The following is a 5078-nucleotide window of genomic DNA, read 5'->3' as shown; positions in this document are numbered from 1 at the left end:
GCACCCGGCCGACAACCCAAAAAGGGGCGCGGGGAACTGCGCGAGAAGCGGCCACCGGCCCGCACCCGGCCGACAACCCAAAAGAAGGGGCGCGGGGAACTGCGCGACCAGCCCCAACGCCCCGGCGGTACCCTGACCAGGCCGCACACAAGGCACCCGCAACCCCGAAGGGACCCCTCATGCCGCTCGAAGCCGGCCTCCTGGAGATCCTCGCCTGCCCGGCCTGCCACGCCCCCCTCAAGGAGGCCGAAGCCGAGCTGATCTGCACCTCCAAGGACTGCGGCCTGGCCTACCCGGTCCGCGACGGCATCCCCGTCCTGCTCGTCGACGAGGCCCGCCGCCCCGCGTAACCCGCACAAGACGCCCCCGGAGGCCCGCGCCATGTTCGACGAAACGCTCCTGGACGACCCGGACGCGCTGGCCCGGGCCGACCGCCGCGGCCTGCTGCGCGGCGCCGCCGAGGCAGGCGCCCGCGTCCGCACCGCCGCCCGGCACGCCACCGAGGCCGGTATCGCCGAACTGAAGCCGGACGGCCGTCCGCGCGCCGTCCTGATCGCGGGCCCCGGCACCGCGGCCCTCGGCGTCGCGGAGTTCATCGGCCGCCTGGCGGGCTCGGCCTGCCCGGTCGTCCGGCTGCGCTCCACCGGCGTCGCCCCCGCCTCCGGCGCCCTGCGCTGGGAACTGCCCGGCTGGGCCGGCTCCGTCGACCTGCTGCTGATCGTCACCCCGGACGGCGGCGAGCCCAGCCTCTCCCTCCTGGTCGAACAGGCGTACCGCCGCGGCGTCACGGTCGTCGCCGTCTGCCCCTCCGGCGCCCCGCTGACCGAGACCGTGGCCGGCGCCCACGGCCTGTACGTACCGATGGCCACGGCCCCGTACGACGAGCAGGAGAGCCCCGTCGCGGCCTCCGCCCCCGGCTCCCTGTGGGCCCTGCTCACGCCCCTGCTCGCGCTGCTCGACCGCACCGGCCTGCTCAGCGCGCCCCCGGAGGACCTGGAGAAGGTCGCCGACCGCCTCGACCGCACCGCCGAACGCTGTGGCCCCGCCATCGCCACCTACGGCAACCCGGCCAAGACCCTCGCCTCCGAGCTGGCCGACTCGCTGCCGCTGATCTGGACCGAGGGCGCGGCCGCGGGCCCGGCCGGACGCCGGTTCGCCGCCGCGCTCGCCGAGCTGGCCGGCCGCCCGGCGCTCGCCGCCGACCTGCCCGAGGCGCTGCCCGCCCACGGCGCGCTCCTCGCGAGCGACCTCGCCGCGGGCGCCGACCCCGACGACTTCTTCCGCGACCGCGTCGACGAGGCCCAGGCCCTGCGCGCCCGCGTCGTCCTGCTCCGCGACCGCCCCACCGGCGGCCTCAGCGCCGCCCCGGCCGCCCGCGAACTCGCGCTGTCGCACGGCACCGCCATCAGCGAGCTGGAGCCCGAGGAGGGCAGCGACCTGGAGACCCTCGCGGAGCTGATCGCCGTCACGGATTTCGCCGCCGTTTACCTGGGCCTCGCCTCCGGTACGTGACCCGGAGCCGACCCTGTCCCCGGCCCGGCCGCACGCGCCGGCCCACCCGACCAGGACCGCGTACGGAGAACACACACGTCATGGACCGCCTCACCAACACCGTCCGCCCCTACGCCTGGGGCTCCACCACCGCCATCCCGCGGCTCATCGGCGCCGAACCGACCGGCGAACCCCAGGCCGAGATGTGGATGGGCGCCCACCCCGGCGCCCCCTCCGGCACCGGCCGCGGCCCGCTGAACGAGGTCATCGAGGCCCACCCCGAGCAGGAACTCGGCGCCCGCGCGACCGCCAAGTTCGGCCCGCGTCTCCCCTTCCTCCTCAAGCTGCTCGCCGCCGGCGCCCCCCTCTCGCTCCAGGTCCACCCCGACCTCGTACAGGCGAAGGAGGGGTACGAGGAGGAGGAGAAGCGGGGCGTCCCGATCGACGCCCCCCACCGCAACTACAAGGACGCCAACCACAAGCCCGAACTCATCTGCGCGCTCACCGAGTTCGACGGCCTGTGCGGCTTCCGCGCCCCCGAGGAGTCGGCCCGGCTCCTCGAAGGGCTCGGCGTCGACAGCCTCAAGCCGTACGTGGACCTGCTGCGCGCCGAGCCCGAGGAGGCCGCGCTGCGCGAGGTCCTCACCGCCGTGCTGTCCGCGGACCGCGCCGAGATGACGGCGACCGTCACTGAGGCGACCGCCGCCGCCCAGCGCATCGGCGGTGTGTACGAGCCGTACGCGGGCATCGCCCACCACTATCCCGGCGACCCGGGCGTGATCGCCGCGATGCTCCTCAACCACGTGCGACTGCAGCCGGGAGAGGCACTGTTCCTCGGCGCGGGCGTCCCGCACGCCTACCTCGACGGCCTCGGCGTCGAGATCATGGCCAACTCCGACAACGTCCTGCGCTGCGGCCTCACCCCCAAGCACGTGGACGTCCCCGAACTGCTGCGCATCGTCCGCTTCGAGGCGAGCGACCCCGGCGTCCTGCGCCCCGAGGCGTCGCCCGACGGCGAGGAGCTGTACGACACCCCGATCGACGAGTTCCGCCTCTCGCGCTACGTGCTGCCCGAAGGCGGCGCGACCCACGACCTGACCGCGCCGACCCCGCAGATCCTGCTCTGCACCGCGGGCACGGTCCGGGCGGGCGACCTCGACCTCACCCCCGGCCGATCCGTCTTCGTCCCGGCGGACGAAAAGACCGAAGTGTCCGGAGTGGGAACGGTTTTCCGCGCGACCGTCGTGGCCTGAGAGACCCCTGTGCCGTCCCGTGCTGCAACAATGACCCACCGCTGCACGGGACAGACGCATAGGCACAACCTCGAAGGGACACCAGGAACCACATGAGTGCTTCAGGCGGAGCAAAGGCGATCGTGGCGGCACTGGCCGCCAACCTCGCGATCGCGGCATCGAAGTTCGTGGCGTTCCTCTTCAGCGGCTCCTCGTCGATGCTCGCCGAGGCCGTCCACTCGCTCGCCGACTCCGGCAACCAGGCCCTGCTCCTCATCGGAGGCAAGAAGGCCCAGCGCGAGGCGACCCCGCAACACCCCTTCGGCTACGGCCGCGAGCGCTACATCTATGCCTTCCTCGTCTCCATCGTGCTCTTCTCGGTCGGCGGCATGTTCGCCGTCTACGAGGGCTACGAGAAGATCAAGCACCCGCACGAGCTGGAGCACTGGTACTGGCCGGTCGGCGTCCTCGTCTTCGCGATCATCGCCGAGGGCTTCTCCTTCCGTACGGCCATCAAGGAGTCCAACCAGCTGCGCGGCAAGCTGACCTGGAGCCAGTTCATCAAGCGCGCCAAGGCCCCCGAGCTGCCGGTCGTCCTCCTGGAGGACTTCGGCGCCCTGATCGGCCTCGTGCTCGCCCTTGGCGGCGTCGGCCTCACCCTCGGCACCGGCGACGGCGTCTGGGACGGCATCGGCACGCTCTGCATCGGTCTGCTGCTGATCGCCATCGCCATCGTCCTCGCCCTGGAGACCAAGTCCCTGCTCCTCGGCGAGGCCGCGGGCGCGGAGGAGGTCGCCAAGATCGAGCAGGCCGTCGTCGACGGCGACACCGTCACCGGCCTGATCCACATGCGCACGCTCCACCTCGGTCCCGAGGAACTCCTCGTCGCGGCCAAGATCGCCGTCCAGCACGACGACACGGCCGCCGAGGTGGCCCGCGCCATAAACGAAGCCGAGGCCCGCATCCGCGCCGCTGTGCCGATCGCCCGGGTCATCTACCTCGAGCCCGACATCTACAGCGAGTCCGAGGCCGCCAGGGGCGCCGACCCGGAGGCCGCCCCCGGCGGCCCGACGCCGAACCCGACGCCGGGGCACTGAACGCCCTCGTACGCCGTCGGCCCGACCCCCGATACCGAGACGGGGTAGGGCCGACTGGGCCGATCGGTGTAGCTTTGTCACGAGCCAGACGTCGCTGCTGATGGCGGTCGGGCGGCCCGCACGACGGGCCGGCCGAGGGAGAGAGGGCCTCCGACGGACTGCGCTGCGAGTATCGACGGGACACCTGTGTCCGCCGACGCCCGCAGACCAGCCACGCATGCCTCCACCCGGTCGGCATGCGGACGAAGCCCACCTCGACCATCTGCAACTGCACCGAGGAGCAGCTCACTTATGACTTCTGTCGCCAACCGACAGGACCAGGACTTCAAGGTCGCCGATCTCTCCCTGGCCGCCTTCGGCCGCAAGGAGATCACCCTCGCCGAGCACGAGATGCCCGGCCTGATGGCGATCCGCAAGGAGTACGCCGAGGCGCAGCCCCTCGCGGGCGCTCGCGTCACCGGCTCCCTCCACATGACGGTCCAGACGGCCGTCCTCATCGAGACCCTCGTCGCGCTCGGCGCCGACGTCCGCTGGGCGTCCTGCAACATCTTCTCCACGCAGGACCACGCCGCCGCGGCCATCGCGGTGGGCCCGAACGGCACGCCGGACAACCCGCAGGGCGTCCCGGTCTTCGCCTGGAAGGGCGAGACGCTGGAGGAGTACTGGTGGTGCACGGAGCAGGCGCTGACCTGGCCGAACACCCCCACCGGCGGCCCGAACATGATCCTCGACGACGGTGGTGACGCCACCCTCCTCGTCCACAAGGGCGTCGAGTACGAGAAGGACGGCAAGGTCCCCTCGGTCGACACCGCCGAGTCCGACGAGCACCGCGTCATCCTCCAGCTCCTGAACGACACGATCTCCAACGGTTCGCAGAAGTGGACCCAGCTCGCCTCGGAGATCCGCGGCGTGACCGAGGAGACCACGACCGGTGTCCACCGCCTGTACGAGATGCAGCGCGACGGCTCCCTCCTGTTCCCCGCGATCAACGTGAACGACGCGGTGACGAAGTCGAAGTTCGACAACAAGTACGGCTGCCGCCACTCGCTGATCGACGGCATCAACCGCGCCACGGACGTCCTCATCGGCGGCAAGACCGCTCTGGTCTGCGGCTACGGCGACGTCGGCAAGGGCTCCGCGGAGTCGCTGCGCGGCCAGGGCGCCCGCGTGATCGTCACGGAGATCGACCCGATCTGCGCGCTCCAGGCGGCGATGGACGGCTTCCAGGTCGCGACGCTGGACGAGGTCGTCGACAAGG

5 protein-coding genes are annotated in these 5078 nt (G+C 72.2%); all 5 read left to right on the top strand.

Annotated elements, in window-relative coordinates:
• Positions 1 to 179: 179 nt before the first annotated feature.
• Positions 180 to 350 (top strand): Trm112 family protein, encoded by a 171-nt coding sequence (locus K377_RS25465; protein ID WP_111665844.1) that lies wholly within the window; start codon positions 180 to 182, stop codon positions 348 to 350.
• 31 nt (positions 351 to 381) lie between these two features.
• The gene (locus tag K377_RS25460; RefSeq protein WP_111665843.1) at positions 382 to 1512 is read left to right on the top strand and encodes an SIS domain-containing protein; all 1131 of its coding nucleotides are present in this window, start codon (positions 382 to 384) and stop codon (positions 1510 to 1512) included.
• A gap of 80 nt (positions 1513 to 1592) precedes the next feature.
• Positions 1593 to 2744, top strand: coding sequence for a mannose-6-phosphate isomerase, class I (gene manA / locus K377_RS25455; RefSeq protein ID WP_111665842.1), 1152 nt, complete (start codon positions 1593 to 1595; stop codon positions 2742 to 2744).
• Between the two features lie 92 nt (positions 2745 to 2836).
• A complete protein-coding gene (locus tag K377_RS25450) occupies positions 2837 to 3820 on the top strand; it encodes a cation diffusion facilitator family transporter (RefSeq protein ID WP_111665841.1) in 984 nt (327 codons plus the stop codon).
• Positions 3821 to 4111: 291 nt separating this feature from the next.
• Positions 4112 to 5078 (top strand): adenosylhomocysteinase (locus K377_RS25445; RefSeq protein WP_111665840.1); only part of this gene is annotated, 967 nt, incomplete at its 3' end.

Source organism: Streptomyces sp. PsTaAH-137, assembly GCF_003259365.1.
Taxonomy (GTDB): domain Bacteria; phylum Actinomycetota; class Actinomycetes; order Streptomycetales; family Streptomycetaceae; genus Streptomyces.
The sequence above is the reverse complement of the archived record's forward strand: the minus strand, read 5'-3'. Positions and strand labels throughout refer to the sequence as shown.

What these genes read in the sequence shown, in the direction of transcription:
- K377_RS25465 (WP_111665844.1), top strand. Translation starts at nt 180, where the DNA reads ATGCCGCTCGAAGCCGGCCTCCTGGAGATCCTCGCCTGCCCGGCCTGC.
- K377_RS25460 (WP_111665843.1), top strand. Translation starts at nt 382, where the DNA reads ATGTTCGACGAAACGCTCCTGGACGACCCGGACGCGCTGGCCCGGGCC.
- manA (WP_111665842.1), top strand. Translation starts at nt 1,593, where the DNA reads ATGGACCGCCTCACCAACACCGTCCGCCCCTACGCCTGGGGCTCCACC.
- K377_RS25450 (WP_111665841.1), top strand. Translation starts at nt 2,837, where the DNA reads ATGAGTGCTTCAGGCGGAGCAAAGGCGATCGTGGCGGCACTGGCCGCC.